The sequence below is a fragment of the Streptomyces sp. SGAir0957 genome (genome assembly GCF_043523415.1).
In genome coordinates this window covers 5,325,766-5,351,761 of record NZ_CP027293.1, presented here as the reverse complement: position 1 = coordinate 5,351,761, position 25,996 = coordinate 5,325,766, and the positions used below count along the sequence as shown (strand labels likewise).

General features: G+C 71.7%; 20 protein-coding genes. 12 read left to right on the top strand and 8 right to left on the bottom strand.

Going from position 1 to position 25,996, the window contains the following annotated elements:
- Positions 1 to 20 precede the first annotated feature (20 nt).
- The 5 genes from C1N81_RS28945 to rbsD all read left to right on the top strand — a co-directional run bounded on the left by C1N81_RS28945 (position 21) and on the right by rbsD (position 5,893).
- Positions 21 to 1,064: a LacI family DNA-binding transcriptional regulator gene (locus C1N81_RS28945; protein ID WP_394433924.1), complete on the top strand. Its 1,044-nt coding sequence runs from the start codon at positions 21 to 23 to the stop codon at positions 1,062 to 1,064.
- Positions 1,061 to 2,605, top strand: coding sequence for a sugar ABC transporter ATP-binding protein (locus tag C1N81_RS28940; protein ID WP_394433922.1), 1,545 nt, complete (start codon positions 1,061 to 1,063; stop codon positions 2,603 to 2,605). The genes C1N81_RS28945 and C1N81_RS28940 overlap by 4 nt, the downstream gene beginning before the upstream one ends.
- Positions 2,595 to 4,541, top strand: a complete 1,947-nt coding sequence (locus C1N81_RS28935) for an ABC transporter permease/substrate-binding protein (protein WP_394433920.1) — start codon at positions 2,595 to 2,597, stop codon at positions 4,539 to 4,541. The genes C1N81_RS28940 and C1N81_RS28935 overlap by 11 nt, the downstream gene beginning before the upstream one ends.
- A gap of 66 nt (positions 4,542 to 4,607) precedes the next feature.
- The gene (locus tag C1N81_RS28930; protein ID WP_394433918.1) at positions 4,608 to 5,507 is read left to right on the top strand and encodes a ribokinase; all 900 of its coding nucleotides are present in this window, start codon (positions 4,608 to 4,610) and stop codon (positions 5,505 to 5,507) included.
- Positions 5,504 to 5,893: a D-ribose pyranase gene (rbsD, locus tag C1N81_RS28925; protein ID WP_394433916.1), complete on the top strand. Its 390-nt coding sequence runs from the start codon at positions 5,504 to 5,506 to the stop codon at positions 5,891 to 5,893. Before C1N81_RS28930 ends, rbsD begins: the two co-directional genes overlap by 4 nt.
- Before the next feature lie 212 nt (positions 5,894 to 6,105).
- Here the strand turns inward: rbsD and C1N81_RS28920 are convergent, their stop codons facing one another.
- From C1N81_RS28920 to C1N81_RS28910, 3 genes are read right to left on the bottom strand one after another with little or no spacing between them, the layout of a single operon-like run.
- Positions 6,106 to 6,942, bottom strand: coding sequence for a sugar phosphate isomerase/epimerase family protein (locus C1N81_RS28920; RefSeq protein WP_394433914.1), 837 nt, complete (start codon positions 6,940 to 6,942; stop codon positions 6,106 to 6,108).
- Positions 6,939 to 8,096, bottom strand: a complete 1,158-nt coding sequence (locus C1N81_RS28915; RefSeq protein WP_394433912.1) for a dihydrodipicolinate synthase family protein — start codon at positions 8,094 to 8,096, stop codon at positions 6,939 to 6,941. The genes C1N81_RS28920 and C1N81_RS28915 overlap by 4 nt, the downstream gene beginning before the upstream one ends.
- The gene (locus C1N81_RS28910) at positions 8,093 to 9,250 is read right to left on the bottom strand and encodes a Gfo/Idh/MocA family protein (RefSeq protein ID WP_394433910.1); all 1,158 of its coding nucleotides are present in this window, start codon (positions 9,248 to 9,250) and stop codon (positions 8,093 to 8,095) included. The genes C1N81_RS28915 and C1N81_RS28910 overlap by 4 nt, the downstream gene beginning before the upstream one ends.
- A gap of 142 nt (positions 9,251 to 9,392) precedes the next feature.
- Here C1N81_RS28910 and C1N81_RS28905 point away from each other — a divergent pair, with 142 nt between their 5' ends.
- Positions 9,393 to 10,442 (top strand): LacI family DNA-binding transcriptional regulator, encoded by a 1,050-nt coding sequence (locus C1N81_RS28905; RefSeq protein WP_394433908.1) that lies wholly within the window; start codon positions 9,393 to 9,395, stop codon positions 10,440 to 10,442.
- Complete coding sequence (locus C1N81_RS28900) at positions 10,432 to 10,806, top strand: hypothetical protein (protein WP_394433906.1); 375 nt, start codon at positions 10,432 to 10,434, stop codon at positions 10,804 to 10,806. The genes C1N81_RS28905 and C1N81_RS28900 overlap by 11 nt, the downstream gene beginning before the upstream one ends.
- 98 nt (positions 10,807 to 10,904) lie before the next feature.
- On the opposite strand, the gene C1N81_RS28895 is transcribed toward C1N81_RS28900, so the two are convergent.
- Positions 10,905 to 12,332, bottom strand: coding sequence for an alkaline phosphatase family protein (locus tag C1N81_RS28895; RefSeq protein ID WP_394433904.1), 1,428 nt, complete (start codon positions 12,330 to 12,332; stop codon positions 10,905 to 10,907).
- Between the two features lie 444 nt (positions 12,333 to 12,776).
- Here C1N81_RS28895 and C1N81_RS28890 point away from each other — a divergent pair, with 444 nt between their 5' ends.
- The gene (locus C1N81_RS28890) at positions 12,777 to 13,721 is read left to right on the top strand and encodes a bifunctional helix-turn-helix transcriptional regulator/GNAT family N-acetyltransferase (protein WP_394433902.1); all 945 of its coding nucleotides are present in this window, start codon (positions 12,777 to 12,779) and stop codon (positions 13,719 to 13,721) included.
- A 29-nt stretch (positions 13,722 to 13,750) separates the two neighbouring features.
- Positions 13,751 to 14,560 carry a sugar phosphate isomerase/epimerase family protein gene (locus tag C1N81_RS28885; protein WP_394433900.1) on the top strand — a complete coding sequence of 270 codons (810 nt, stop codon included), beginning with the start codon at positions 13,751 to 13,753 and terminating at the stop codon, positions 14,558 to 14,560.
- Here C1N81_RS28885 and C1N81_RS28880 read toward each other — a convergent pair.
- Positions 14,544 to 15,506, bottom strand: a complete 963-nt coding sequence (locus C1N81_RS28880) for an EamA family transporter (protein WP_394433898.1) — start codon at positions 15,504 to 15,506, stop codon at positions 14,544 to 14,546. The two genes, C1N81_RS28885 and C1N81_RS28880, sit on opposite strands and share 17 nt — an antisense overlap.
- A 100-nt stretch (positions 15,507 to 15,606) precedes the next feature.
- On the opposite strand from C1N81_RS28880, the gene C1N81_RS28875 reads away from it, so the two are divergent.
- From C1N81_RS28875 to C1N81_RS28865, 3 genes are all read left to right on the top strand, one after another.
- Positions 15,607 to 16,518: a LysR family transcriptional regulator gene (locus tag C1N81_RS28875; RefSeq protein WP_394433896.1), complete on the top strand. Its 912-nt coding sequence runs from the start codon at positions 15,607 to 15,609 to the stop codon at positions 16,516 to 16,518.
- An 889-nt stretch (positions 16,519 to 17,407) separates the two neighbouring features.
- Positions 17,408 to 19,249, top strand: a complete 1,842-nt coding sequence (locus tag C1N81_RS28870; protein WP_394433894.1) for a glycoside hydrolase family 3 protein — start codon at positions 17,408 to 17,410, stop codon at positions 19,247 to 19,249.
- 149 nt (positions 19,250 to 19,398) lie between these two features.
- Complete coding sequence (locus C1N81_RS28865) at positions 19,399 to 20,019, top strand: hypothetical protein (RefSeq protein WP_394433893.1); 621 nt, start codon at positions 19,399 to 19,401, stop codon at positions 20,017 to 20,019.
- 62 nt (positions 20,020 to 20,081) lie between these two features.
- On the opposite strand, the gene C1N81_RS28860 is transcribed toward C1N81_RS28865, so the two are convergent.
- The 3 genes from C1N81_RS28860 to C1N81_RS28850 all read right to left on the bottom strand — a co-directional run bounded on the left by C1N81_RS28860 (position 20,082) and on the right by C1N81_RS28850 (position 25,882).
- Positions 20,082 to 21,497 carry a S28 family serine protease gene (locus tag C1N81_RS28860; protein ID WP_394433891.1) on the bottom strand — a complete coding sequence of 472 codons (1,416 nt, stop codon included), beginning with the start codon at positions 21,495 to 21,497 and terminating at the stop codon, positions 20,082 to 20,084.
- A gap of 126 nt (positions 21,498 to 21,623) precedes the next feature.
- Positions 21,624 to 21,986, bottom strand: a complete 363-nt coding sequence (locus tag C1N81_RS28855; protein ID WP_394433889.1) for a hypothetical protein — start codon at positions 21,984 to 21,986, stop codon at positions 21,624 to 21,626.
- 173 nt (positions 21,987 to 22,159) lie between these two features.
- Positions 22,160 to 25,882 (bottom strand): ABC transporter ATP-binding protein, encoded by a 3,723-nt coding sequence (locus C1N81_RS28850; protein WP_394433887.1) that lies wholly within the window; start codon positions 25,880 to 25,882, stop codon positions 22,160 to 22,162.
- Between the last annotated feature and the right edge of the window lie 114 nt (positions 25,883 to 25,996).

The window sequence follows — 25,996 nt, the reverse complement described above, 5'->3', positions numbered from 1 at the left end:
ACGAGGAGGTGGCCGACGCGATGGCGAGCATCAAGGATGTCGCGGCCGCGGCCGGGGTTTCCGTTGCCACGGTGTCCCGGGTTCTCAACAGTCACCCGTCCGTCAGCCCGGACGCGCGGACCCGCGTCATGGCCGCCGTGGACGCCCTCGGCTACCGGCCCAACGCCGTCGCCCGTTCCCTGCGCACCGATCAGACCCGGACCCTGGGTCTCGTCATCAGTGACGTGCTGAACCCTTACTTCACCGAGCTGGCCCGCTCCGTCGAGGAGGAGGCCCGTGCCCTCGGGTACAGCGTGATCATCGGCAACGCCGACGAGCGGCCCGACCTGCAGGATCATCACGTACGGACTCTCCTCGACCGGCGGATCGACGGGCTGCTCGTGTCGCCCACGGACGGCGGGTCCCCGCTGATGCTGGACGCCGCGCGCGGCGGCACCCCGATGGTCTTCGTCGACCGGTGGATCCCGGGGGTCGACGTTCCCGTCGTGCGGTCGGACGGGCAGGGCGCCGTCCGGGACCTCGTCGCCCATCTGCACGTGCTCGGGCACCGGCGGCTCGCCATCATCGCGGGCCCTGCCGCGACCACGACGGGCAGTGAGCGCGTCGCCGCGTTCCGGGAGGCGCTCGCCTCGTACGAGATCGAGCTGCCGGACGCGTACATAGGGCAGGGCGACTTCCAGGCGGGCAGCGGGCGCCGCGTGACCGACGGGTTCCTCGACCTTCCCGAGCCGCCCGAGGTCGTGTTCGCCGCCGACAACCTGATGGCGCTCGGCGCGCTCGACGCCATCCGCGCGCGCGGGATGCGCGTCCCGGACGACATCGCGCTCGCCGCGTTCGACGACATCCCCTGGTTCGTGCACACCGATCCGCCGGTCACGGCGATCGCTCAGCCGACCACGGAGCTGGGGCGGGCCGCCGTGCGCGCGCTCGTCGAGCGCATCGAGGGGCGGGCGGCCGACTCCCTCACACTCCCCGCCCACCTCGTCGTACGGCGCTCGTGCGGAGAGCCACCAACCGCCAACAAGCCAGAAACGCCTACCTCAACGGAGAGGAGCAACCGGTGAGCAACCCGGACGAGTTGCTGCGTATCGAAGGGATACGGAAGACCTTCCCCGGCGTGGTCGCGCTCGACAGCGTCGACTTCGAGCTGCGCCGGGGCGAGGTGCACGTCCTGCTCGGCGAGAACGGGGCCGGGAAGAGCACGCTGATCAAGATGCTCTCCGGCGCCTACACGCCCGACGCCGGCCGCATCACGGTCGGCGGCGAGCAGGTCCGTATCCATGGTGCGCAGGACGCCGAACGGCTCGGCATCGCCACGATCTACCAGGAGTTCAACCTGGTCCCCGATCTGACCGTGGCCGAGAACATCTTCCTGGGGCGCCAGCCGCGCCGCTTCGGTCTCATCGACCGCAAGAAGATGGACGCCGACGCCGAGGCGCTCCTCGCGCGCGTGGGCGTGAATGTGTCGCCACGCGCGCGTGTGCGTGAACTCGGCATCGCCCGGCTCCAGATGGTGGAGATCGCGAAGGCGCTCAGCCTGGACGCCCGCGTTCTGATCATGGACGAGCCGACGGCCGTGCTCACCTCCGAGGAGGTGGAGAAGCTCTTCGCCATCGTGCGCGCGCTGCGCGAGGACGGCGTCGGGATCGTCTTCATCACCCACCACCTGGAAGAGATCGCCGCTCTCGGCGACCGGGTCACCGTCATCCGCGACGGGCGGAGTGTGGGCCAGGTGCCCGCCTCCACCCCCGAGGACGAGCTGGTGCGGCTCATGGTGGGGCGCTCCATCGAGCAGCAGTATCCGCGGGAGCGGCCCGAGACCGGTGCCGCGCTCCTCAAGGTCGAGGGGCTCAGCCGCGACGGCGTCTTCCACGACGTGAGCTTCGAGGTGCGGGCCGGTGAGGTCGTCGGCATCGCCGGGCTCGTCGGCGCGGGACGGACGGAAGTCGTCCGGGCCGTCTTCGGAGCCGATCCCTACGACGCGGGCAGCGTCGAGGTCGGCGGGGCCCGGCTCCCCCGGCACGACGTGAACGCCGCCATGGCCGCCGGCGTCGGGCTCGTGCCCGAGGACCGCAAGGGGCAGGGGCTCGTCCTCGACCAATCGGTCGAGGAGAACCTCGGGCTCGTCACCATGCGGACCGCGTCCCGTGGCGGGTTCGTCGACCTCAAGGGGCAGCACACCGCCGCCGAGCGGATCGCCGGTCAGCTGGGCGTGCGCATGGCCGGGCTCGGCCAGCATGTGCGCACCTTGTCCGGCGGCAACCAGCAGAAGGTCGTCATCGGCAAGTGGCTGCTCGCCGACATCAAGGTGCTGATCCTCGACGAGCCGACGCGCGGCATCGACGTCGGCGCCAAGGTCGAGATCTACCAGCTCGTCAACGAGCTGACCGCCGCCGGGCACGCCGTCCTCATGATCTCCAGCGATCTGCCGGAGGTGCTCGGCATGAGTGACCGGGTGCTCGTGATGGCGCAGGGCCGTATCGCCGGTGAACTCGCCGCCGAGGACGCCACCCAGGACTCCGTGATGGCGCTCGCCGTCAGCAACCAGCAGCTCAGTAACCAGCAGCACAGCGCCTTCGAGGAGGAGGGCTCCCGTGACCACTGACACGCTCAAGAAGACACAGGCCAAGAACAACGGGAGCCTGCTGCGGCTGCTCCTCGACAACGGCGCGCTGACCGCGCTCGTCGTCCTCGTCATCGTGATGTCGCTGCTGTCCGGCGACTTCCTGACCACCACGAACCTGCTGAACGTCGGCGTGCAGGCGGCCGTGACCGCCATCCTCGCGTTCGGCGTCACCTTCGTCATAGTCTCGGCGGGCATCGACCTGTCCGTCGGCTCGGTGGCCGCGCTCTCCGCGACCGTCCTCGCCTGGGCCGCCACGAACGAAGGGGTGCCGGTCGTCATAGCCGTACTCCTCGCCGTCGTCACCGGCGTGGCCTGCGGGCTCGTCAACGGCGCGCTCATCTCGTACGGGAAGCTGCCGCCGTTCATCGCGACGCTCGCGATGCTGTCGGTCGGGCGCGGGCTCTCGCTGGTGATCTCGCAGGGCAGCCCCATTCCGTTCCCCGACTCCGTCTCGCACCTCGGTGACACGCTCGGCGGCTGGCTGCCGGTGCCGGTCATCGTGATGGTCGTGGTGGGAATCGTCACCGCTGTCGTCCTCGGGCGTACGTTCATCGGGCGCTCCATGTACGCCATCGGCGGCAACGAGGAAGCCGCCCGTCTCTCCGGGCTTCGCGTCAAGCGGCAGAAGCTCGTCATCTACGGTCTGTCCGGGCTGTTCGCGGCCGTCGCCGGTATCGTCCTCGCCTCCCGTCTCGCCTCCGCGCAGCCGCAGGCCGCGCAGGGGTACGAGCTGGACGCCATCGCCGCCGTCGTCATCGGCGGCGCCTCCCTCGCCGGTGGTACGGGCAAGGCGTCGGGCACCTTCATCGGCGCCCTGATCCTCGCCGTGCTGCGCAACGGGCTCAACCTGCTCTCCGTCTCCGCGTTCTGGCAGCAGGTCGTCATCGGCGTCGTCATCGCCCTCGCCGTGCTGCTCGACACGGTGCGCCGCAAGGCCGGGGCCACGCCGACCGCGGCCGGTGCCGGGTCCGGGGGGCCCAAGCAGAAGATGCAGTACCTGATCGCGGCCGTCGTCGCGGCGGCGATCGTCGGCGGGCTCGCGCTGTGGAACAACGGCTCGTCGTCCGACGCCAAGAAGGACCTCAAGCTGGGCATGGCGGTCTCCACGCTCAACAACCCGTTCTTCACCGAGATGCGGGCGGGCGCGCAGGCCGAGGCCAAGAAGCAGGGCGTGAAGCTGACCGTCACCGACGCGCAGAACGACGCCTCGCAGCAGGCCAACCAAGTGCAGAACTTCACCAGCACCGGGCTCGGCGCGGTCATCGTCAACCCGGTCGACTCCGACGCCATCGGCCCGGCCGTGCGCGGCGCCAACGACGCCGACATCCCCGTCGTCGCCGCCGACCGCGGCGTGAACAAGGCGGAGACGGCGACGCTCGTCGCCTCCGACAACGTCGCGGGCGGCAAGCAGGCCGCGAAGACCCTCGCCGAGAAGCTCGGCGGCAAGGGCACCATCGTCATCCTGCAGGGCCAGGCCGGTACGTCCGCCAGCCGTGAGCGCGGCGCGGGCTTCGCCGCCGGGCTCAAGGAGTTCCCGGGCATCAAGGTCGCCGCCAAGCAGCCCGCGGACTTCGACCGCACCAAGGGCCTGGACGTCATGACGAACCTGCTCCAGTCGCACCCCGACATCGACGGTGTCTTCGCCGAGAACGACGAGATGGCGCTCGGCGCGGTCAAGGCGCTCGGCTCCAAGGCAGGCAAGTCCGTCGCCGTCGTCGGCTTCGACGGCACCCCGGACGGCTTCAAGGCGGTGAAGGCGGGCACCCTGTACGCCTCCGTCGCCCAGCAGCCGCGCGAGCTCGGCAAGATGGCCGTGCAGAACGCGATCCGGGCCGCCCAGGACAAGAAGATCGCGGACGCGGTGAAGGTGCCGGTGAAGGTCGTCACCGCGAAGAACGTCGGCGACTTCCAGTGACGCTCCCCGAAGGACGACAGTGACGTTCTCGTAGCCTTTGCGGTGACGTACGAAGAAAGGCACAGCATGAACACGTACGACCTGCTCGTCGTCGGGTCGGCCAACGCCGACCTGGTGGTGGGCGTCGACCGCCGCCCGGCCGCCGGGGAGACCGTCCTCGGCTCCGACCTGGTCACCCACCCGGGCGGCAAGGGCGCCAACCAGGCGGTCGCCGCCGCCAAGCTCGGCGCACGTACGGCGCTGCTCGGGCGGGTCGGCGACGACGGGCACGGCACCCTGCTGCGCGAGTCGATGGAGGCGGCGGGCGTCGACACGTCCGGGGTGCTCGTCGGCGGGGCGCCGACCGGGGTCGCGCTGATCACCGTCGACCCGTCCGGGGACAACAGCATCGTGGTGTCCCCGGGCGCGAACGGGCGGCTCACGCCGGACGACGTACGGGCGGCGGGCGAGCTGTTCGCCGGGGCCAAGGTCGTCTCGACGCTGTTGGAGATTCCGCTGGAGACGGTCGCGGAGGTCGCGCGGAGCGTGGCGGAGGGGGCGCGGCTCGTGCTCAACCCGTCGCCGCCCGCGCCGCTGCCCGACGAGGTCCTCGCCGCGTGCGACCCGCTCATCGTGAACGAGCACGAGGCCCGCGTGGTCCTCGGCACCGACACGAAGGGCGAGCCCGAGGACTGGGCGCGGGCGCTGCTCGCGCTCGGCCCGCGCTCGGTGGTGATCACGCTCGGCGCGGAGGGCGCGCTCGTCGCCGACGCGTCGGGCTCGTCCCGGGTCGCGTCGGTGAAGGTGAAGGCCGTGGACACGACGGGCGCCGGTGACGCGTTCACCGCCGCGCTCGCCTGGCGCCTCGGCACCGGGGAGTCGCTGGCGGAGGCCGCCGCCTACGCGGCCCGGGTCGGCGCCGCCGCCGTCACCAAGCAGGGCGCGCAGGTGTCGTACCCGACGGCCGAAGAGGTCGCGGCGCTGTGAAGAGGTCCGGCATCCTCAACCGTCATCTGGCAGGCGCCCTGGCCGAGTTGGGGCACGGTGACGGCGTGCTCATATGCGACGCCGGGATGCCGATCCCGGCCGGGCCGCGCGTCGTCGACCTCGCCTTCCGGGCCGGGGTGCCGTCGTTCGCGGAAATCCTGGACGGGCTCCTCGACGAGCTGGTGGTCGAGGCGGGCACGGCCGCGCACGAGGTGCGGACCGCGAACCCGGCGGCGGCCGAGCTGCTCGGCGAGCGGGTGCCGTCCCTCGGCTTCGTCTCGCACGAGGAGCTGAAGTCGCTGTCCGGCGGCGCCCGCCTGATCGTGCGGACCGGGGAGGCGCGGCCGTACGCGAACGTGCTGCTGCGTTGCGGCGTCTTCTTCTGACCCGTCCGGAACGCGAGCGGTGAAATGCCCGAGGGGCCCGGTACACCGACCGGGCCCCTCGGGCCTTCCCCTCCTGCGCCGGAACGTCCTCGATCCCCCCGGATCCCCCTCCGGACATCCCGACGCACGCTAGACCCGCGATGGGCGCGGATGGTTGTACGGATGCGGAGCGTTTTCTTCCCGGGATTTTCCCGGCACCCCAGAAGCGCGGGTCAGCAGGCGTGTTCCGTGAATCGGCGCGCCGTCTCCGCGAGGACTTCGCGCCCGTCCCGCGCCCAGAGGCCGTCGTTGAACAGCTCGACCTCGATGGGCCCGGCGTACCCCTGCTGTTCGACGAGGCCGCGCCAGTACCGCATGTCGACCGAGCCGTCGCCGAGCTGGCCGCGCCCGTTGAGCACGCCCTCGGGCAGCGGCGTCACCCAGTCGGCGAGCTGGAACATGGCGATACGTCCTTGCGCCCCGGCCCGCGCGATCTGCGCGGGCGCCTGGTCGTCCCACCAGACGTGGTACGTGTCCACGCAGACGCCGACCTGGTGCGCGGGGAAGCGTTCGGCTATGTCCAGGGCCTGGGCGAGCGTCGAGACGACACAGCGGTCGGCCGCGAACATGGGGTGCAGCGGTTCGATGGCGAGCCGCACCCCGTGGTCGGCGGCGTAGGGGGCGAGGTCGGCGAGCGCGTCGGCGATCCGTTCCCGGGCGCCGGCGAGATCGTATGAACCGGCCGGGAGGCCGCCCGAGACGAGGACGAGGACGTCCGCGCCGAGGGTCACCGCCTCCCCGACAGCCCGCTTGTTGTCCTCGATCGCGGCCTTGCGCCCGGCCTCGTCGATGCCGGTGAGGAAGCCGCCGCGGCAGTGCGTGGAGACGCTGAGGCCCGCGTCGCCCAGGAGCTTGGCCGCCGCCTCGACGCCGTACGCCTGGACGGGTTCGCGCCAGGTGCCGACGTACTGGACGCCCGACTCCGCGCAGGCGGCGACGAGTTCGGGCAGGCCGAGCTGCTTGACCGTCATCTGGTTGATCGAGAAGCGGGGGTCGGCGGCGGCGCTCATGAGGTCACTCCGTACAGGGCGAGCAGGTTCTTCATGCGGGCCTCGGCGAGGTGCGGGTCCGGGAACAGGCCGAGGCCGTCGGCGAGTTCGTAGGCGCGCGCGAAGTGCGGGAGCGAGCGGGCCGACTGGAGGCCGCCGACCATCGTGAAGTGGTCCTGGTGGCCCGCGAGCCAGGCCAGGAAGACGACGCCGGTCTTGTAGAAGCGGGTCGGGGCCTGGAAGAGGTGGCGGGAGAGTTCGACGGTCGGGTCGAGGAGGGCGCGGAAGCCCTTCTCGTCGCCGGTGTCGAGGGTGCGGACGGCCTGGGCGGCGAGCGGTCCCAGCGGGTCGAAGATGCCGAGCAGCGCGTGGCTGAAGCCGCGGTCGTCGCCGGCGATCAGCTCGGGGTAATTGAAGTCGTCGCCGGTGTAGCACCGCACGCCGTTGGGGAGGCGGCGGCGCAGTTCCACCTCGCGGCGGGCGTCGAGCAGGGACACCTTGATGCCGTCGACCTTGTCCGGGTGGGCGGCGATGACCTCCAGGAAGGTCTCCGTCGCGGCGTCGAGGTCGGCGGAGCCCCAGTAGCCGTCGAGCGCCGGGTCGAACATGGGGCCGAGCCAGTGCAGGACGACGGGTTCGGCGGCCTGGCGCAGGAGGTGGCCGTAGACGTCGAGGTAGTCCTCGGGGCCCTTGGCGACGGCGGCGAGCGCGCGGGACGCCATGAGGATGGCCTGCGCGCCCGTCCCCTCGACGAGGGCGAGCTGCTCCTCGTAGGCGGCGCGTACGGTCGCCAAGTCCGCGGCAGAAAAGACCAGTTGATCGGTGCCGACGCCGCACGCGATGCGGCCGCCGACCGCCTTCGCCTCGGCTGCGGAGCGCCGGATGAGTTCGGCGGCGCCCGCCCAGTCCAGGCCCATGCCGCGCTGGGCGGTGTCCATCGCCTCGGCGACGCCGAGCCCGTGCGACCACAGGTGGCGGCGGAAGGCGAGGGTGGCGTCCCAGTCGACGGCGGCCGGTGAGTCCGGGCTCGTGTCGGCGAACGGGTCGGCGACGACGTGCGCGGCCGAGAAGACGACACGGGAGGCGAGGGGCGCGCCCGCGTCGACGACGAGGGGCGTGGCGCGGGGCTCGTACGGCCGCAGGCCCCCGGTGGCGTCGGGAAGCCGGATCGTCACAGCGTGATCTCCGGAACCTCGACGCGGCGACCCTCGGCGGACGACTTCAGGCCCAGCTCGGCGAGTTGGACACCGCGCGCCCCTGCGAGCAGGTCCCAGTGGTAGGGCGCGTCGGCGTAGACGTGCCTGAGGAACAGCTCCCACTGCGCCTTGAAGCCGTTGTCGAACTCGGCGTTGTCGGGCACCTCCTGCCACTGGTCGCGGAAGGAGTACGTGGCCGGGATGTCCGGGTTCCAGACGGGCTTCGGGGTGGCGCTGCGGTGCTGGACGCGGCAGTTGCGCAGACCCGCGACGGCGGAGCCCTCCGTGCCGTCGACCTGGAACTCCACGAGTTCGTCGCGGTTGACGCGGACGGCCCAGGAGGAGTTGATCTGGGCGACGGCGCCGCCGTCCAGCTCGAAGACGCCGTACGCGGAGTCGTCGGCGGTGGCGTCGTAGGGCTTGCCGTTCTCGTCCCAGCGCTGCGGGATGTGGGTGGTGATCAGCGCCTGGACGGAGGTGACGCGGCCGAACAGCTCGTGGAGCACGTACTCCCAGTGCGGGAACATGTCGACGGCGATGCCGCCGCCGTCCTCGGCCCGGTAGTTCCAGGACGGGCGCTGCGCCTCCTGCCAGTCGCCCTCGAAGACCCAGTAGCCGAACTCGCCGCGCACGGACAGGATGCGGCCGAAGAAGCCGCCGTCGATGAGGCGCTTCAGCTTGAGCAGCCCCGGCAGGAAGATCTTGTCCTGGACGACGCCGGACCTGATCCCCGCGTCCTTGGCGAGCCGGGCCAGGTCGAGGGCGCCCGCGAGGTCGGTGGCGGTGGGCTTCTCGGTGTAGAGGTGCTTTCCCGCGGCGATCGCCTTCTTCAGCGCCTCCTCGCGGGCGGAGGTGACCTGCGCGTCGAAGTAGATGTCGATCGAGTCGTCGGCGAGGACGGCGTCGAGGTCGGTCGAGACGTTCTCCGCCGGGAGGCCGTGCCGCTCGGCGAGCGCGCGCAGGGCGTGCTCGCGACGGCCGACGAGGACCGGCTCGGGCCAGAGGACCGTGCCGTCGCCGAGGTCGAGTCCGCCCTGCTCGCGCAGGGCGAGGAGGGAGCGGACGAGGTGCTGGCGGTAGCCCATGCGCCCCGTCACACCGTTCATGGCGATGCGCACCGTCTTGCGTGTCACGTGAGTCCCTTCGTCCTTCGCTACGGGTGGCAGGCGGCGCCCGCACCCCGGAACGAGCCGACAGCAAGCGCTTTCTACGTAGAAAGAAGCTAGCCTCTGCACAGCCGCTCGGACAAGGGCGGAAACAACGGAGGATGGTTCGATGACCGTGACCCTGGCGGACGTGGCCGCCCGCGCGCAGGTGTCCCCCGCCACCGTGTCACGCGTGCTGAACGGCAACTATCCGGTCGCCGCCGCCACGCGCGAGCGCGTGCTCAAGGCCGTGGACGAACTGGACTACGTGCTCAACGGCCCCGCCAGCTCCCTCGCGGCCGCCACCTCCGACCTCGTCGGGGTCCTGGTCAACGACATCGCGGACCCGTTCTTCGGGATCATGGCGTCCGCCGTGCAGTCGGAGATCGTCGGTCCGGGCGGCCGGGCCGGCGGCGAACGGCTCGCGGTCGTCTGCAACACGGGCGGTTCACCCGAACGGGAGCTGACGTATCTGACGCTGCTCCAGCGCCAGCGGGCCGCGGCGGTCGTCCTCACCGGCGGCGCGATCGAGAACGAGACGCACGTCGCCGCCGTCTCCGGCAAGCTGCGGCGGCTCTCGGAGGCGGGCACCCGCGTCGTGCTGTGCGGGCGGCCGCCCGTACCCGGCACGGACGCGTCGGCGCTCACCTTCGACAACCGGGGCGGCGCCCGGCAGCTCACCCACCACCTGCTCACCCTGGGCCACCGCAGGATCGGCTACGTGGCGGGCCCCGAGGAGCGCACCACGACCCGCCACCGCCTGGAGGGCCACCGGGAGGCGCTGGCCGAGGCCGGGGTCACGGAGTCGGACGGCCTAGTGGCGCACGCGCCCTACGACCGCGGGGCGGGCTACGAGGCGACGGTACAACTACTGCGGAAGGACCCGGAGTTGACGGCCGTGGTCGCGGCGAACGACACGATGGCGCTCGGCGCGTGCGCGGCGCTGCGCAAGGCGGGCCTGCGTATCCCCGAGGACGTGTCGGTGGCGGGCTTCGACGACCTGCCCTTCAGCGTCGACGCGGTCCCGGCGCTGACGACGGTCCGCCTCCCGCTGGCCGAGGCGGCGGCACGGGCGGGCCGCATCGCGATGGGCCGCGAGGCGGAACCGCCCGGCGGGGTGGACGTGGTGCGCGGTGAGCTGATGGTGCGCGGGTCGACGGGGGCGCCGCGTGGCCGGTGACACGGGGACGCCCCGATGGCCCTCGCGGTGGGCGGCCCCGGTCCTGGCCAACCTGGCGCTCGGGCTGCCCGCGCTCGCGCCGCTCGGGTGTGCGTGGTGGGTGCTGAGCGAGTGGCTGCCGATGGACTGCGGCAGCATCGAGGAGTCCTACGCGCCCGGGTTCACGGGCAGCTGCGACTACGACACGCTGGACAACGGCCCCATCGTGCTGGGCCTGGGCGTCATGTCCGGCCTGCTGGTCCTGTTCCTGGTCCTCCTGGCGAACCGTGGCTTCGCGCGGGAGGCGGACATCGGCCGCTCGGTGTGGACCCGGGCGGTGCCGTTCGTGCTGCTGCCGTTCGCGGTGCTGTGGACGCTGCTGTGAGCCGGTACGAACCGGGCGTCGAGGGTGCCCGCAAGCTCCTGGACGCGAGGGCCTGAACGGCGTGGGGCGGCGCCCCGCGCCGTTCAGGATCCGGGGTGTCACACGTGCGGCCGCCGCCCCCTCTCCTGGTGCGGGAACTGCTGGTCCGCGCCGGGCAGCGTGGGCTTCGGCAGGGTGGCCACCTCCTCCTTCGCCTGCTCCAGCTGTTTCGCCGTGTCGTGGGGCAGACGGGGCGGGCGCGGCGCGGTGTGGGTGAAGCGGAACGCCGAGGTGAGGTCGCCGAAGGTGGAGCGCCGCCAGTCGGTGATGTTGGGCTCCTCCACGCCCGTGAACTTCTCCAGGAACTGGAGCGCCGAGGTGTGGTCGAACGTCTCGGAGGCCACCCAGCCGCCGACCGTCCACGGCGAGACGATGATCGCCGGGACCCGGAAGCCGCCGCCGATCGGCAGGCCGCCCACGAACTCGTCGGCGGTGCCCGCTGGGGGTGTCGGCGGGGGCACGTGGTCGAAGAGGCCGTCGTTCTCGTCATAGTTGAGGATGAACGCGGTCTTCGCCCAGACCTTCGGGTTGGACGCGATCGCCTCGATCTTGCGGGCCACGAAGTCGGCGCCGGCGGCGGGCAGGTAGTCGGGGTGCTCCGACTGGTAGCTGGTCGGCATGATCCAGCTGACCGCCGGGAGCCGGTCGTTACGGGCGTCGTCCTCGAAGGTGCCCTCGGGCTGCGGCCGCACACCGCGCTCGTAGAGGTCGGAGCCCGGCTGCGCGTTCTTGAAGCTGGCGAACTGTTCGAGCAGGTTGCAGCCGTAGTCGTCGTCCTGCTGGTACACCTTCCAGCTGACTCCGGCGGCCTGGAGCCGTTCGGCGTACGTCGTCCAGCGGTACGGGGTCGGTGCCGTGTTGTTGAGCACCGGGCCGCCCTCGGTGCCGGACGGGTCGATGGAGGCGGTCATCCAGTAGAGCCGGTTCGGCCAGGTCGGGCCGAAGACCGAGCAGAAGTAGTGGTCGCAGATGGTGAAGGTCTCGGCCAGCGCGAACTGGAACGGTATGTCCTTGCGCGTGTAGTACCCCATCACGTAGGGCCCGTTGACGCCGTCGGCCTTGCGGTGCGCGGGGAGCCACCGGTCCATCGCCCCGTTGTTCCACGCCTCGTGCTGGACGGACCAGGCGTGGCTGGTGGAGGGGATGGCCTGGGCGCTGGTGGAGTGCGTGTCCAGGTGGAAGGGGAGCAGGTAGCCCTTGGGGTTCTCGGGGTCGGGCTGGAAGAACACGGAGCGGCCGTTGGGCAGCTTCAGCGCGTGGGGGTCGTTGAAGCCGCGTACGCCCTTGAGGGTGCCGAAGTAGTGGTCGAAGGAGCGGTTCTCCTGCATGAGCATGACGACGTGCTCGATGTCGCGCAGCGAACCCTTGCGGGGCGGCCCCGCGGCCACCGCCTTCTGCACGCTGGGCGGCAGCAGCGAGAGCGCGGCGGCGCCCCCGACCGCGCCCGCCGCGGAACCGAGGAGTCTGCGTCGGGTCAGTTCGGCCATGGAAGTAGCCCCCTAAAGCTGGCTGGACGGACGGTTCGGACATGCCAACGGCCCGTGAAGGACGGGCCGTTGGCACCACTGTGCGGGCCGTTCACCATGGAGCGGAGGGGGCGAACGGTGAAATCGCGGCCAACGGGCGGGAAGGGGTTGGCCAACCCATGGGCCGCTCTTGAACCGCCATACCTGCCATATGCACGGTCTTGACCTCAGGAGGACGCGCCAGGCTCCCGCCAGATGGGGGGCCGAGGTGCACCGGATGGCGGCCGGACGTCCGGGCCATGGACGCGGCCCGGCGCCCGGCGTAACGTGACGCCCACTTCGGACCTCTGACTGAGTCAACCATTCGCTGAACGTCATGAGCGTCATGAGCTTCGTGAGCGTCATGAGCTTCGTGAGCGTCATGAGCTTCGTGAGTTACGTGAGTTTCGTGAGGTGAGCCGAATCATGACCGTGCAGGACATCCGGTCCTTCAACCGCTTCTACACGAACGTCATCGGCGCGCTGGACTACAGCCGCCACCTGTACGCCCCGTACACCCTCACCGAGTCGCGTGTGCTGTACGAACTGGCGCACCCGGAGCGCGGACGGCGCCCCGACGCGGCCGATCTGCGGGCGCGACTGCACCTCGACGCCGGGTACTTGAGCCGCATCCTCGGCAAGTTCGAACGGGACGGCCTCGTCGAGCGCGGAACCTCCGAACGGGACTCGCGCCGCCGCAGCATCACCCTCACCCCGCGCGGCCGCACCGCCGCCGAGTTGCTCGACGAGCGGTCCAGGGAAACGGTCGGGGCGCTCCTCGACACCGTCCCCGCGGCCGAGCGCGGCCGGCTCGCGGAGGCGCTGCGCACCGTCCGATCGCTCCTCGGCGACGGCCGCGCCGCCCCGCGCGCCGAGGACGTCGCCCTGCGCGATCCGGCCCCCGGCGACCTCGGCTGGATCGTCGCCCGCAACGGCGCGGTGTACGCCGCCGAGTTCGGCTGGAACGCCGAGTACGAGGGCCTCGTCGCCCGCATCGTCGCCGACTTCGCCCAGGACCACGACCCGCACCTGGAGCGCGTGTGGATCGCCGAACTCGACGGCCGCCCCGTCGGCTGCGTCATGTGCGTACGCGACGAGGCGCCCGGCACGGCACGGCTCCGGCTGCTCCTCGTCGAGCCGGAGGCGCGCGGCCTCGGCATCGGCGACCGGCTCGTGCGCGCGGTGATCGACTTCACCCGCGGCGTCGGCTACCGCGAGCTGGTGCTGTGGACGAACGACGTCCTCGAATCCGCCCGCGCGCTCTACCAGCGACACGGATTCGTGCTGGTCGGAGAGGTCCCGCACCGTTCCTTCGGCGCCGACCTGACCGGCCAGGACTGGCGGCTCCCGCTGCACGGCACACCTGAGTGAGCGACGACAGCGCGGGTATGGTCCGCCCCATGAAACTGGCGTTCTCCACTCTCGGTGTCCCCGGCCAGCCGCTGGCCGACGTCCTCAGCCTCGCGACCACGCACGGCTACCACGGCGTGGAACTGCGCGCCCACCCCGAGGAGCCGGTCCACCCGGGCCTCGACGTGGCGGCCCGCGCCGACGTGGCCGAACGGTTCAAGGCCGCGGGCGTCGAGATCCTCGGCGTCGCCGGGTACGCGCGCGTGGCCGCGCCCGGCGACGACACCGCCGTGCTCGACGACGTACGCGCCCTGATCGACCTCGCCCGCGACCTCGGCGCCCCCTACGTCCGGGTCTTCCCCGGCGGCGGCGACGACCTCGACGAGAAGGGGCTCGCGGAGGCCGACGCCACGGCCGCCCGCCGCCTCGGCGTCGCCGCCGAGTACGCGGCCGACCGCGGCGTCCGCGTCCTCCTCGAAACCCACGACTCGCACCGCACGGGCGCCGCCGCCTCCCGCGTCGTCGGCCCCGTCGGCCACCGCAACGTCGGCGTGCTCTGGGACGTCATGCACACCTGGCTCGGCGGCGAACAGCCCACCGTCTCCTACGCCGCCCTCTCCCCCTACCTCGGATACGTGCAGGTCAAGGACATCGCCGGGCCCGACGACACGACTCCGCTGCCGCTCGGGGCCGGGGCGCTGCCGCTCGGCGAGTGCGTGGAGGTGCTCAGCCGGGAGGGCTGGGACGGGTGGCTCTGCTGGGAGTACGAGGCCCGCTGGTACGAGTCGGCCGCGCCGCTTCCCGGGATTCTCGGCGCCGGGCGGGAGTACATGGCTCGGCTGCTCAACGAGTCGGCGTGAGTTCTGAGCTCGCCGACTCGTCCGCCGTGTGCGGTACGTCGCCGGAGGGCTTGCTTCGTCGTGGTCGCTCGCGCCGTTCCCCGCGCCCCTTCGGGGCGCCCTTCAGCGAGGCCAGTGCCACGCCTGCCACCAGGAGGGCCGCCGCGCACCAGCGCAATGGGGTGACCTCCTCGTTGAGGAACAGGGCCGCCGACGACATGCCGAAGACCGGGACCAGGAGGGAGTACGGGGCGACCGTCGACGCGTCGTAGCGGCGCAGCAGGCGGCTCCACGCGCTGAAGCCGAAGAGCGTGGTGACCAGGGCTACGTAGAGGATCGCGCCGATGCCGGGGAGATCGAGGGAGGCGAGCGCGCGGGCGTCCCGGGCCGGGCCCTCGAAGAGAAGGGAGAGCGCGAGGAGCGGCAGGACCGGTACCGCGCTCGACCACACCATGAAGGTGAACGGCGCGTCGGGCGCCGCCTTGCGGGTCAGCACGTTCGACACGCCCCAGAACGCCGCCGCCACCAGGACCAGCGCGAACGCGCCGAGCGGGCCCGAACCCCCCTCGTCCACGCCCGCCACCCCGATGCCGACGAGCGCCACCGCCATGCCAGCCGCCCGGACGCGGCCGGGGCGCTCCCCCAGGAACGCGAAGGCGATCAGCGCGGTGAAGACCGACTGCACCTGGAGCACGAGGGAGGACAGGCCCGCCGGCATCCCCGCGTTCATCCCGAGGAACAGCAGGCCGAACTTGCCGACGCCCAGAGCGAAGCCGACCCCGGCCACCCACCGCCACCGCACGCGCGGGCGACCGACCAGGAAGACCGCGGGCAGCGCCGCGAGCAGGAAGCGCAGGGCGCAGAAGAGCAGCGGCGGGAAGTGGGCGAGGCCGATGTCGATGACGACGAAGTTGACGCCCCACAGGGCAGCTACGAGGACGGCGAGGCCGGTGTGCGCGGGTCTCATGCGTCGAGCATCGGGCCCGGTGACCATGTAGCACCAGCGATGATTGCTGCATGGTTGGATGAAGAGACGCTAATGACTCGTGCTGGTCCTGGAGGCTGTCTTGCTCGACATCCAACGTCTGCGCGCGTTGCACGCCGTCTCCGTCCACGGCACCGTCGGCGGTGCCGCCGCCGCGCTCGGATACACCCCGTCCGCCGTCTCGCAACAGATCGCCAAGCTGGAACGGGAGACCAGGACGGTGCTTCTCGAGCGCGAAGGGCGCGGAGTCAAACTGACGGATGAAGCACGTCAACTCGTCGATACGGCAAGTGAGTTGCTGGCGATACTCGAACGTGCCGAGACCGGGATCGAGGAGCGGCGCGGAGTGCCCGCCGGGCGGCTGACCATCGCCGCGTTCGCCTCCGCGGCCCGCGGACTGCTGCCCGCGACCCTCGCGGATCTCTCCGCCCGGCATCCCGGGCTCGAACCCCGCCTGTCCGAGGTCGACCCGCACCTGTCGGTGCCGCTCGTCGCCAAGGGGGCGGTCGACCTGGCCGTCGCACACGACTGGGACATCGCGCCCCTGCCGGTCCCCGCCGGGGTGGAGCAGGCCGTGCTCGGTGCCGACCTGTGCGATCTGCTCGTCCCGGACGGGCATCCGCTGGCGGGGCGAGCCGCCGTGCGGCGGGAGGAACTGGGCGGGGAACGGTGGGTGTCGCAGCCGCCGGGGCGGGTGTGCCACGACTGGCTCCTCCGCACGATGCGCTCCGCTGGGTTCGAGCCGGAGATCGTGCATCAGGCCGACGAGAATCCGACGCTCGTCGCGCTCGTCGCGGCGGGGTTGGGGGTGGCGGTCATTCCCCGGCTCGGACGAGGTGCCTTGCCGGCGGGGGTGGGGGTGGTGCGGCTGGTTCCCTTGCCGCGGCGTCGGATCTACGCGCTGTGGCGGACCGGGCTGTCCAGCCGCCCCGCGATCACCGCGACGATCGAAGCGCTGCGCGCCCAGGGCCGCGCATACCTGGCCCCGGCCTGACCCCGAGTGCGGCCCGGCCACGACCGACCGCGCCGTTCCCGCGCCCCTGGGGGTTGCGGCCTACCCCCATCCGCAGCTTTCGCCACACCTGAGCACACCGTCCCGCGCGCCCCCGGGGGGGCTGCGGTCCACCCCCATCCGCGGGCGCTTCGTGGCTGAGCGCGCAGTTCCCCGCGCCCCTGGGGGGTTGCGGTCTACCCCCATTCGCAGCTTTCGCCACACCTGAGCGCGCCGTCCCGCACGCCCCTGGGGGGTGCGGTCCACCCCCATCCGCAGGCGCTTCGTGGCTGAGCGCGCAGTTCCCCGCGCCCCTGAAATGCGCACTGCGTGCGCCATTGCAGGGGGCGCGTGCGGCTGAAGTGCGCACTGCGTGCGCCATTTCAGCGGGCGCGTGCGGCTGAAGTGCGCACTGCGTGCGCCATTTCAGCGGGCGCGTGCGGCTGAAGTGCGCACTGCGTGCGCCATTTCAGCGGGCGCGTGTCCCTGGAGCCGCGGCGAAGCCGCACGCTCCAGGGGCGCGGGGAACTGCGCGACCAGCCACGACGAAACCCGCACGCGAAAGACGGGAGCAGAACGCCGCACGCAGTGCGCGTTCCAGGGGCGCGGGGAACTGCGCGACCCGCCACCACGAGAGCCGCACCCGAACGACGAGGAAAGGATGCCGCACGCAGTGCGCATCTCAGGGGCGCGGGGACCTGCGCGGCCGGTCAGCGACGGCGGAACCCGTGCTTGGCAACCGAACAAGCGGAGCGAAACGCCCCGGGGCCGTGCCGATTCCCTTGACCGGCAGAAACTTTCCAGGTAACCGTGTCGCGCGGAAGTAATTTTCAGCACCCCGCACAACCAAAGGCAGAGCTCGTGCCCCGCCCCTCCCCCGGAAGGAGCGCAAGTGCACCACCGCCACACCACCCCCCGCAGCAGGGGTTTCTCCAGACGGACGCTGCTCGCCGCGACCACGGCCGGCATCGCCGCCGCAGGCCTGAGCACCGCACCCGCCCAAGCCGCCGCCTCGGGCAAGGGCAGGCCCGACAAGGCACTGCGGAAGATCATCTCCGGGATGTCCCTGGAGGAGAAGGTCGGCCAGCTCTTCGTCATGCGGGTCTACGGTCATTCGGCCACCGCCCCTGACCAGGCCGACATCGACGCCAACCTGAAAGAGATCGGCGTCCGCACCGCCGCCGAGATGATCGACAAGTACAAGCTCGGCGGCATCATCTACTTCGCGTGGGCGCACAACGTCCGCGACCCGCACCAGATCGCCGATCTCAGCAACGGCATCCAGGAGGCGGGCCGCCGCCAGCCCTCGAAGATCCCGCTGATCGTCTCGACCGACCAGGAGCACGGCATAGTGGCCCGGGTCGGCAAGCCCGCGACGCTGCTCCCCGGCGCGATGGCCCTTGGCGCGGGCGGTTCGCGGTCGGACGCGCGCCGGGCGGCCGCGATCGCGGGTGCGGAACTGCGCGCGCTCGGCATAAACCAGGACTACGCCCCGGACGCGGACGTCAACATCAACCCGGCGAACCCGGTCATCGGCGTACGCTCCTTCGGTTCGGATCCGGCGGCGGTGGCCAGGATGGCCGCGGCGCAGGTCGAGGGGTATCAGTCGGCCGGTGTCGCCGCCACCGCCAAGCACTTCCCCGGTCACGGCGACACCGCCACCGACAGCCACACGGGCCTGCCTGTGATCACGCACACGCGTGAGCAGTGGGAGAAGCTGGACGCCCCGCCGTTCAGGGCCGTGATCGCCGCCGGGATCGATTCGATCATGACGGCCCATCTCGTCGTCCCGGCCCTTGACCCGGCGGAGGACCCCGCGACGCTCTCGCGCCCGATCCTCACCGGCATCCTGCGCGAGAAGCTCGGCTACGACGGCGTCGTGATCACCGACTCGCTGGGCATGGAGGGCGTCCGCACGAAGTACGGCGACGACCGCGTGCCGGTGCTGGCCCTGAAGGCGGGTGTCGACCAGTTGCTGAACCCGCCGTCCCTGGACGTCGCGTGGAACGGTGTGCTGAAGGCCGTGCGGAGCGGGGAGCTGACCGAACAGCGCCTCGACGAATCGATCCTGCGCATTCTGCGGCTCAAGACGAAGCTGGGCCTCTTCAAGGACCCGTACGTCACCCGCCGCGGCGTCGACCACACGGTGGGCACCCGCGCTCACCTGGCGGCGGCCGACAAGATCGCCGAGCGTACGACGACGCTCCTGGTCAACAAGGACCGCCTGCTCCCCCTGAACCGGCGCACCCACAGGAACGTCCTCGTGCTCGGCGCCAACCCCGCGTCCCCCTCGCTCAGCGACGGCCCGCCCACCACCGTGCTCGGCGCCGCCCTGACCGAACTCGGCTTCTCCGCGACGGTCCTGGCGACCGGCACCGCGCCGAACCAAACGGTCATCGACCAGGCGGTGGCCGCCGCCGCGGGCAAGGACGCCGTGCTCGTCGGCACGTACAACGTGACGGCGGGCAGCGCCCAGCAGAAGCTGGTGAACGCCGTCGCGGCGACGGGCGTACCGGTGATCACCCTGTCCCTGCGCAACCCGTACGACGTGGCCCAGCTGGGCGCGGCCGCCGCGCACGTGGCCGCGTACTCGTGGATCGACGTCGAACTGCGGGCGGCGGTACGGGTGCTCGCGGGCCGCGCGGAACCGCGCGGCAAGCTGCCGGTGCCGGTGCAGCGCGCGGATGATCCCGGGCAGGTCCTGTATCCGGTCGGGTACGGCCTGCGGTACTGATTTCCGTACCGGACCGGTACGCGGCCGGGCGTACGGGGGCGTACGGCGCACCAGGGACGCACCGCCCCCGAACGTCGCAAAGCGCCCCCGCGCGTCTGGCGTGGGCCCGGCTCCCGGGTCACGCTTGACGGGTGTCTCGGGGGGCTGCCATGGACGCGCGGACGGTGGGGGCGGTGTGCGCGACGCCATTCCTGGCGCTCGCGCTGGTCGGGTGTCAGGCCCTGTCGGGTTCGGGTGACGATCCGCCCCCGAAGCCGACGCCCTCCGGCACGGCGGCGGTCTTCCTCTCCGCCGGTGAGTGCGGCGCCCGCCGGTCCTCAGGGTTCGTCGAGGTGCGGTGCGGTGGCGGGCGCGCCGTCGCCCGGGTGACCGCGCGGCACGAGGGCTCCACCGCGAACGGTCCCGCGTGCCCCGCCCGTACCGACTTCGTCCTGCACATCAGCGAGACCCACATGACGCCGGACGGGCACGACGCCGACGAGAACGGCGACGGCGAGGTCACCCGCGGCTACGCCTGCATGCGCAACCTCCGGCCGCCGCACCCCGGCGACCCGGGCGCCGGCGGCGGGCCCCGCACGATCGTCGGCGACTGCGTGTACTCCACCGGGAGGGGGCAGGTCCGGGAGACCGCCTGCGACGGCTCGGGCGGCCACGCACCGCAGTACCGCGTCGGCTCGGCGGTGCCGGACCGCATCGACTGCCCCGCGACGACCACCCTCTACGTGACGCTCGGCGGGACGGACATGGTGGGGTGCGCGACGAGGACATGAAGCGCGACGCGGGGACATGAAAAAGGGGCCGCTCGTGCGGCCCCCTTCTCACTTCTCCGGTGTCACGGGCGCAGCGTGAACTTCCGCGCGGTCTCGACCCGGTCGAGCTTCGCGTCGTGCGGCGCCTTGGCCGTCGTACCGGACAGGCCCGCCCATGCGAGGATTCGCTCCGTGGCGAGCGCCTTGTCGTCGGCGTTCAGACCGGCGACGTTCGCACCGTGGTTGGCGTGCGGCGCCGTCATGACGTAGCTGTCACGGGCCCCGGCGCCGAGGCGGAAGGGCTCGGCACCCCACGGGTCGTTGTCGCCGTAGACGTAGAGCATGCGGGTGGCGTGGTGGCGCACCCACGTGTCGACGTCGCGCATGACGTGCTTCTGGAACTTCATCGGGATGGTCTTCGGGACGAAGTTCCGCGGCGGCTGGTAGCCGTAGCGGGAGAGCTTGCCGAGCCAGGGCTGCTTGATGTCGGGCGAGCCGAGCTGGGTGCCCGCCTGGTAGTAGTACGGCGTGTACTGCTCCAGGCCCTGGTCGGCGTAGGAGGACCAGCCGCCGACCTGGTCGACGTAGTCGAAGAGCGCCTGGTCGGTGACGGTCTTGGCGTCCGGCACGTCCGCGCAGGCCGACTCGGGCTGGTACTGCCAGAAGCCCCACACGAGGTCGAGGACGGTCGCCTCGTACGCCTTGTCGAGCGAACCCACCGTGTTCACGGTGTAGTTGTTGGCGGCCAGGTACTCCTTGTACTTCTTCTCCAGGGCGGTGCGGCGCACGAGCGTCTCGCGCTGCACCTTCTGGAGCGCGACGCGGCAGTCCTTCGGGCCGACGTTCGCGAGGAAGCGGTCGTAGGCCGAGTCCTCGTCGTTGTTGACGTCGTTCGGGGCGACGTAGGCGACGACGCCGTCCATGTCGCGCGGGTAGAAGCGCTCGTAGTAGGTGGCGGTCATGCCGCCCTTCGAGCCGCCGGTGGTCAGCCAGTTCTGGCCGTAGACCGGCTTGAGCGCCTGGTAGATGCGGTGCTGGTCGCTGGCGGCCTGCCAGATGTCGAGCTTCGACCAGTCGGCGGGCTGCGGCCGGGACGGCGTGAAGAAGCGGTACTCGACGGAGACCTGGTTGCCGTCGACGATGCGGGTCGGCTCACTGCGCGACGGGTTCGTCGAGACGTTGTAGCCGCTGGTGAACATGACCGTCGGGCGGCTGACGTCCTTGTGCAGCACGGTGATGCGCTGCTGGAAGGTGCCCTTGGACGGGTGCCGGTGATCGACCGGCTGGGTGTAGTTGAGGACGAAGTACCGGTAGCCGGTGTAGGGCTTCTCCTCGATGAGGCTCATGCCGGGTACGGCGAGGAGCCGGTCCTTGATGTCGGTGCTGTCGGCCGCGGCGGCACCGGCCGGTCCTGCGGCGGCCGCCGTGGATATCCCTGCGGCGCTCACCGTGCCTATGAGCACCACGAGCGACAACAGCCATCTGAGCGCTTTGCGCATACACCCTCCCCTGGAGTTACACGGGTCGCTCCGGAAACTATCGGAGGGTCTCGCGTACCACCAGGGGTACTTGGTGTCCGCTCAGCACGACATCTGTGCGGCAACTGTGTGCGGACGCCGGTCGGCTCAGCACAGAATCCAGCCCGTACCGACCGATTTCGTACCGACCTTGGCCTTGATCCGTACGCAGCGGTGTCCGGCGTGGACGGTGACCGGGCCCGCGTGGTGGGTGAAGCGGCCCTGGTCGACGACGGCGCGGCTGCCGCGGGCCTGGACGCTGACCGACATGGTCTGGCGGACGCCGGTCCGCTTGGCGAGGGTGACGGCGCAGACGTAGTCCCGGGTGCGGTAGACGACGGCCTTGCCGGTGGCGAAGGACAGGGTGCGGACCTTGTGCCCGGCACAGAGCGCGGCGGCGTGCGCACCGCCGGTGCCGGGCCCTGCGACGACGAGCAGCGCGGCGGAGACGAGCGCGGCCAGCGTGAACACGAGCAGGCGGCGTGGCCCTCGGGCACCCGCTGTCCCGCGGGCACCCGCTATATCGGCTTCGTCACCTCTTCGCACCACTGTCCCCTCCCGGCCTGTTTCGGCGTACCCCGTCACCTCGGCATCAGCGTACTGAGGTACGGACGCGGGAGACGGGCCGCACGGTTGCACACCGGTCACACCGCCGTCGCACCGACGTCCTCCCCGATGAAGGTCCGCCACAGCCGGGCGTACTTCCCGCCGCGCGCGAGCAGCTCGTCGTGCGTGCCGTCCTCGGCGACGCGGCCGTGGTCCATCACCACGACCCGGTCGGCGCGGGCGGCCGTCGTCAGGCGGTGGGCGACGACGAGGGTCGTGCGCTTGCCCGCGATGCGGTCGGTGGCCTGGTTGACCTGCGCCTCCGTGGCGAGGTCCAGCGCGGCGGTGGCCTCGTCGAGCAGGAGGATGTCCGGATCGACGAGTTCGGCGCGGGCCAGGGCGATGAGCTGGCGCTGCCCGGCGGAGAGGTTGCGGCCTCGCTCGGTGACCTCGTGCAGGTAGCCGCCGTCGAGGGTGGCGATCATGTCGTGCGCGCCGACGGCCCGCGCCGCCGCCTCGACCTGGGCGTCGCTCGCGTCGGGCCGCCCGTAGGCGATGGCGTCGCGGACGGTGCCGGGGAAGAGGTAGGCCTCCTGCGGGACGACGCCGAGCCGGTGGCGGTAGGCGGTGAGGTCGAGGTCGCGCAGGTCGGTGCCGTCGACGGTGACACGGCCGCCGGTCGGGTCGTAGAACCGGGCGACCAGCTTGACCAGGGTCGACTTGCCCGCGCCCGTCTCACCGACGAAGGCGACGGTCTGGCCCGCCGGGATGCGCAGGGTCACGTCCCTGAGCGCCGCCTCGGGATCGCCGTCGGCGCCGTACGCGAAGTCGACGTCCTCGAAGGCGATCTCGCCGCGCAGGGCGGGGACGTCGCGGGGTGCGCGCGGGTTCTTCGTCGAGGTCGGCTCGCGCAGCAGTTCCTGGATGCGGCCGAGGGAGACGGTGGCCTGCTGGTAGCCGTCGAAGACCTGGGACAGCTGCTGCACGGGCGCGAAGAACAGGTCGATGTAGAGGAGGTAGGCGACGAGCGCGCCGGTGGTCAGGGTGCCCGCGTCGACCCGGTGCGCGCCGACCATCAAAACGGCGGCGGCGGCGACGGACGACAGGAGCTGCACGAACGGGAAGTAGACGGAGATCAGCCACTGCCCCCGGATACGGGCCTTGCGGTAGGCCTGGCTGCCCGCGGCGAACCGCTCCACGCCGTCCTTCTCGCGCCGGAACGCCTGCACGATCCGCAGCCCGGCGACGGACTCCTGGAGGTCGGCGTTGACGACGGAGACCCGCTCGCGCGCCAGCTCGTACGCCTTGACGCTGGAGCGGCGGAAGAAGAACGTGCCGACGATCAGCGGCGGCAGCGTCGCGAAGACGACGAGGGCGAGCTGTACGTCGATGACGAGCAGGGCGACCATGATGCCGAAGAACGTGACGACGGAGACGAACGCGGTGACGAGCCCGGTCTGCAGGAACGTCGACAGGGCGTCCACGTCGGTCGTCATCCGGGTCATGATCCGGCCGGTCAGTTCGCGCTCGTAGTAGTCGAGCCCGAGCCGCTGGAGCTGGGCGAAGATCTTGAGCCGGAGCGAGTAGAGGACCCGTTCGCCGGTGCGTCCCGTCATCCGGGTCTCGCCGGTCTGCGCGACCCACTGCACGAGCACGGCGACCAGGGCGAGCCCGGCCGCCGTCCACACGGCGCCGAGCGCCATCCGCGAGACGCCCTCGTCGATGCCGTGCCGGATGAGGACGGGCAGGAGCAGGCCCACGCCCGCGTCGACGGCGACCAGCGCGAGGCTGATCAGCAGCGGCCTGCCGAAGCCGGCCAGGAGCCTGCGGAGCCCGTACGACTTCTCGGGGGTGACGGCCCGCGCCTCGTCGATCTCCGGGGTGTCGGTGGCGGGCGGCAGGGCGTCGACCTGGGCGAGCAGCTCGGGTGTGGCGGGCATCCCGGACAGGGCGGTGTCCTTGGGCTCGCGGTCGCCCGTCCACAGCCTGGGGGTGACGCCCCGCTCGGCGTCGAACTCGGCGTCCAGCTCGTCCCGTACGGAGGTGTCCTCCGGCTGTCCGGCGGCGGGCAGGGCGTGGCCCGGCGAGACGCCGCCCAGTTCGTCGGGGTCGGTGAGCAGGCGCCGGTAGAGCGGGGAGTCCGCCTCCAGCTCCTCGTGCGTGCCGAGGGCGGCGAGGCGGCCGTCGTCGAGGACGGCGATGCGGTCGGCGAGGCCGAGGGTGGAGCGGCGGTGGGCGATGAGCAGGGTGGTGCGGCCCGCCATGACGCCGCGCAGCGCCTCGTGGATCTCGTGCTCCACGCGCGCGTCGACGGCCGAGGTGGCGTCGTCGAGGACCAGCAGGCGCGGGTCGGTGAGGATGGCGCGGGCGAGCGCGAGGCGCTGGCGCTGGCCGCCGGAGAGGGTGAGCCCGTGCTCGCCGACCTTGGTGTCGTAGCCGTCGGGCAGCTCGGCGATGAACCGGTCGGCCTGCGCGGCGCGCACCGCCGCCTCGATCTGCTCGTCGGTGGCGTCCGGGGCGCCGTAGGCGAGGTTGGCGCGGACGGTGTCGGAGAAGAGGAACGAGTCCTCGGGGACGAGGCCGATCGCGGCGCGCAGCGAGTCCAGGGTCAGTTCGCGCACGTCATGGCCGCCGATGAGGACGGCGCCGTGCGTGACGTCGTAGAAGCGCGGCAGGAGCAGCGAGACGGTGGACTTGCCGGAGCCGGAGGAGCCGACGACGGCGAGGGTCTCGCCCGCGCGGATCTCGAAGGAGAGCCCGTTCAGGACGGGGCGGTCGCCGCCGGCGTACTCGAAGGCCACGTCGTCGAACTCGACGGTCGCGGGCGCGTCGGCGGGCAGCTCCTTCTTCCCGTCCTCGATGGACGGCTCGGTGTCGATGAGTTCGAGGACGCGCTCGGCGCCCGCGCGGGCCTGCTGGCCGACGGTGAGCACCATGGCGAGCATCCGGACCGGGCCGACGAGCTGGGCGAGGTAGGAGGAGAACGCGACGAACGTACCGAGCGTGATCTGCCCGCGCACGGCCAGCCAGCCGCCGAGGGCGAGCATGGCGACCTGCCCGAGGGCGGGCACGGCCTGGAGCGCGGGGGTGAACTTGCTGTTCAGCCGCACAGTGCGCAGACGCCCGGCGAAAAGCCGCCGCCCGACCTCGCGCAGCTTCCCCGTCTCCTGCTCCTCCTGCCCGAAGCCCTTGACGACGCGGACACCGCTGACGGCGCCGTCGACGACCCCGGCGACGGCGGCGGCCTGCGCCTGCGCGTACCAGGTCGCCGGGTGCAGCCGGGAGCGGCTGCGCTTGGCGATGAACCACAGGGCGGGGGCGACGGCGAGCGCGACAAGGGTGAGCGGCAGCGAGAGCCACGCCATGATGACGAGCGAGATGACGAAGAGGAGGAGGTTCCCGATCGTCATCGGGAGCATGAAGAGCAGGCCCTGGATGAGCTGCAGGTCGCTGGTGGCGCGGCCGACGACCTGCCCGGTGGACAGCTCGTCCTGGCGCCGCCCGTCGAGCCGGGTGATCGTCCCGAACATCTCGGTGCGCAGGTCGTGCTGGACGTCGAGCGCGAGGCGCCCGCCGTAGTAGCGGCGGATGTACGTCATCACGTACACGACGACGGCGGCGCCGATCAGCACGCCGACCCAGGTCCCCATGGAGCGGGAGTGGTCGCCGATGACGTCATCGATGATGACCTTGGTGATCAGCGGGACGAGCGCCATGACGGCCATGCCGCCGAGCGAGGCCCCGAGCGCGAGCAGCACGTCCTTGGGGTACCGCCACGCGTACCCCGCGAGCCTGCGCGCCCAGCCCCGTTTCTCCGCCACGCCGTGCACCTTCCACTTCCGTCAAGCTGTCGTCGATTCCGCCGAAGGGCCAACACGGGAAGAAGCGGATTTCATCCCACCGCAACAATTGGGGCTCTCTCGCGCGTCGGGGGG

Excerpts from the sequence above, each read along its gene's own strand:
- C1N81_RS28945 (WP_394433924.1), top strand. The coding sequence starts at position 21 with ATGGCGAGCATCAAGGATGTCGCGGCCGCGGCCGGGGTTTCCGTTGCC.
- C1N81_RS28930 (WP_394433918.1), top strand. The coding sequence starts at position 4,608 with ATGAACACGTACGACCTGCTCGTCGTCGGGTCGGCCAACGCCGACCTG.
- C1N81_RS28920 (WP_394433914.1), bottom strand. The coding sequence starts at position 6,942 with ATGAGCGCCGCCGCCGACCCCCGCTTCTCGATCAACCAGATGACGGTC.
- C1N81_RS28905 (WP_394433908.1), top strand. The coding sequence starts at position 9,393 with ATGACCGTGACCCTGGCGGACGTGGCCGCCCGCGCGCAGGTGTCCCCC.
- C1N81_RS28895 (WP_394433904.1), bottom strand. The coding sequence starts at position 12,332 with ATGGCCGAACTGACCCGACGCAGACTCCTCGGTTCCGCGGCGGGCGCG.
- C1N81_RS28890 (WP_394433902.1), top strand. The coding sequence starts at position 12,777 with ATGACCGTGCAGGACATCCGGTCCTTCAACCGCTTCTACACGAACGTC.
- C1N81_RS28885 (WP_394433900.1), top strand. The coding sequence starts at position 13,751 with ATGAAACTGGCGTTCTCCACTCTCGGTGTCCCCGGCCAGCCGCTGGCC.
- C1N81_RS28880 (WP_394433898.1), bottom strand. The coding sequence starts at position 15,506 with ATGAGACCCGCGCACACCGGCCTCGCCGTCCTCGTAGCTGCCCTGTGG.
- C1N81_RS28865 (WP_394433893.1), top strand. The coding sequence starts at position 19,399 with ATGGACGCGCGGACGGTGGGGGCGGTGTGCGCGACGCCATTCCTGGCG.
- C1N81_RS28860 (WP_394433891.1), bottom strand. The coding sequence starts at position 21,497 with ATGCGCAAAGCGCTCAGATGGCTGTTGTCGCTCGTGGTGCTCATAGGC.